At 31.1% G+C, this 2,695-nt stretch carries 4 protein-coding genes; 3 read left to right on the forward strand and 1 reads right to left on the reverse strand.

The window, feature by feature from the left end; all coding sequences use genetic code 11:
- The 3 genes from AC1DEF_RS28975 to AC1DEF_RS28985 all read left to right on the forward strand — a co-directional run.
- A partial coding sequence (locus AC1DEF_RS28975) for a fatty acid desaturase (protein ID WP_477727739.1) occupies positions 1-444 on the forward strand: 444 nt, incomplete at its 5' end.
- A gap of 429 nt (positions 445-873) precedes the next feature.
- On the forward strand, positions 874-1,005 hold the full coding sequence (locus tag AC1DEF_RS28980; protein ID WP_074684494.1) for an FbpB family small basic protein: 132 nt from the start codon (positions 874-876) through the stop codon (positions 1,003-1,005).
- 200 nt (positions 1,006-1,205) lie between these two features.
- Positions 1,206-2,051, forward strand: coding sequence for an STAS domain-containing protein (locus AC1DEF_RS28985; protein WP_097825539.1), 846 nt, complete (start codon positions 1,206-1,208; stop codon positions 2,049-2,051).
- Positions 2,052-2,578: 527 nt separating this feature from the next.
- Here the strand turns inward: AC1DEF_RS28985 and AC1DEF_RS28990 are convergent.
- Positions 2,579-2,695: IS3 family transposase (locus AC1DEF_RS28990; RefSeq protein ID WP_477727317.1), on the reverse strand; the 117-nt coding region annotated here is incomplete at its 5' end.

Genomic DNA, 2,695 nt, shown 5'->3' on the forward strand with positions numbered 1-2,695 from the left:
GCTTTTCTGCTCGTTCAAGCTCCTATCCTTTTTGTAGCAGGATCACTTGGAATTTGGCTATTTTACGTACAGCATCAATTTGAGGATTCCTACTTTGAAAGAGAAGAAGAGTGGGATTACGTGAAGGCTGCGGTGGATGGTAGCTCCTATTACAAGCTCCCTAAAGTTTTACAATGGGTAACAGGTAATATTGGTTTCCATCATGTACATCATTTGGCTCCAAGAGTTCCAAACTATAATTTAGAAAAGGCGCATGAATCTACGCCACCATTACAGAAAGCAACAACCATTACACTAAGCACAAGCTTGAAGTCCCTTCGTTTTCGACTTTTAGATCAAAAAAATAAACGTTTTGTAAGCTTTAAAGAAATTAAGCATCTACTAGACAATAAAAAATCGCGTGTGAATTTGAATAACAAAAGACCAAACCTCGATAAAAATTGAATATCCATACGATAAAATCATTCAATTTTAATAAAAAAATACCTGGATTAGCTGAACTATAACCCGAATAAGGGTCACTATATAAAAAGTGTCCCTTATTCGGGCTTTTTCACTTGAGCACTTTGTCAGATTTTCTTACTATTACATCATTTCTTTTCGTCTTTTAGTATCATCACTCATGAAGTTCTGGTTTTTGTACCAAGAGTGGAGGAGATAGTTGAAAAAATACCGAGATATTGGTATTATAACTATTGTTTTTGCAAAAGACCCTGAAGGGAATCTTATCAAAATTCAAAATTGGAGAAAATAAAACAGAATATACTTATTTTGTACGGGAACCATTGTAAATAGTGAAGTTGTTTTATTACCTAAAATTGCCTAGATAAGGTATAGTTAAAGCGATCCAATACAAAAGAAAGAAGTGCTAACATGCGTAAGCATACAAAATCATTTGAAGATCTAGTTAAAGAGAATAAAGAAGAATTGCTTAAAGATAAACAAGCAATTGAAAAACTTGAAAAACTTATAGAAAAACGCCATGAAAATATAAAGCTAGCTTAACACAGCTAGCTTTATTTGTAGTTTATAGAGCTAGTTAACATAAAGCGAATTCTCAAAATTAAAGAATTAATTAAAATGACTTTTACTACCTTGGGAACAATCTAATTATCTTAAAAAACTAATTATGTAGCCCTTATTTTAAATGTTAAAATAATGAAAATTACCTTTTTAGATAAGGGAAGATCGGAGGACAAAATTCAATGAATAATTTGCACTTTCTAGGAGAAAAAATCGCAGAAAAAAAGTATGAAATTGCGCATAAAGTACATACAAATAGAATAGTAGACCTTAAACAAACAAGAAATTTCAATCTTACAAATGAAAAAATTATTGAAATGAGAGCAAACTTCATCAACTATTTTGGAGAAGCTATTATGTTAAAACACGATCAAAAAATAATTTTTGATCAAATAGTAAAATGGGGAAAAGAGTCAGGAGAATTGGCATCAAATCTAGGTATTTCTCTGAGCGAGGCTTTAGAAGAAACGACCTATTACCGAAAATTCATATGGGAAGTACTTAAAGAAGAAATAAAAAAGCACAACATGTCAATAGACACGGTATTTGAATTAAGCTCAATTATTGACCCTTTATTAGATAAAGCTGTTTATGCTTTTAGTTTGACTTATGTTAAATTCCATCATGAAACATTAAAAAAAGCAAAGAGTGCCTTCCTTGAATTATCCGTACCTATGGTCCCTATCACAAAAGGAATTGCCATACTCCCTCTAATTGGAGAGGTAGATACGGAAAGAGCTACTCTCTTACTAGACGAAACGTTGAAGAAGGCAAATGAATTGAAATTATCTCATCTTCTATTTGATCTCTCTGGGGTTATGATTGTGGACACTATGGTTGCCCATCAAATTTTTAAAATCATTGAGGCATTAGATTTACTTGGGGTAAAAACAATGTTAATTGGTATTCGCCCTGAAGTTGCTCAGACCATGGTTCAACTTGGAATTAATTTTAGTAAAATAACTGTAAAATCAAACCTCGAACAAGCGCTTCTTAGTTTAAATTTAACCATAGATACGTTAGAATAAATATTCTTAACCAATAGTTTATGAATTGAATTCTATTTACCTTCAAAAAACCACTTAACATAAGACAAATTATAAGTAGTTAATCTATTTTTAAAGCGATACTCTTTCGAACAATTGAAGTAAAATAAACACTATAAAGTATAGAATTTTTTGACTAGGGCAGACTGCTAAAGTTCGCTTAATATACACAATACCTGTTGTGAATAGCTTTATTTCTTGTTGCAGACTTTCTAACAAGTCTGCTTTTTACATATAATAAATTTCTTCTACATAAAATATTTATGTTTCATGTCTTAAACAAAAGGGTAAAGTACTATGATAGATTGGAATGTAACAAGAAACAGATCTTTTTTTAAAGATCTGTTTCTTGCTTTTTATTTAATAATTACAAAAATGAATAATAACTAATAATAACTCATACCTTGAGTAAACTATTCAAGACAGGGTGAGCTGTCATCACAAAACCTAATTACGTAACAGAAAAAACTACTCAGATTGAACTGAACCCAAAAAGTTAGACACATTATTTAGGCAGCTAATGAGGATTGAATTCTGTATTCTACAGGGGTCAATCCTTTTAATTTTTCTTTTATTCGTAGATGGTTGTAATAGAGGATATAGGCCTCTAATTCCTGTTTGAACTG

The sequence above is a fragment of the Priestia sp. 10L35 genome (assembly GCF_056395685.1).

Coding starts and splice junctions, on each gene's coding strand:
- AC1DEF_RS28980 (WP_074684494.1), top strand. CDS start 874: ATGCGTAAGCATACAAAATCATTTGAAGATCTAGTTAAAGAGAATAAA.
- AC1DEF_RS28985 (WP_097825539.1), top strand. CDS start 1,206: ATGAATAATTTGCACTTTCTAGGAGAAAAAATCGCAGAAAAAAAGTAT.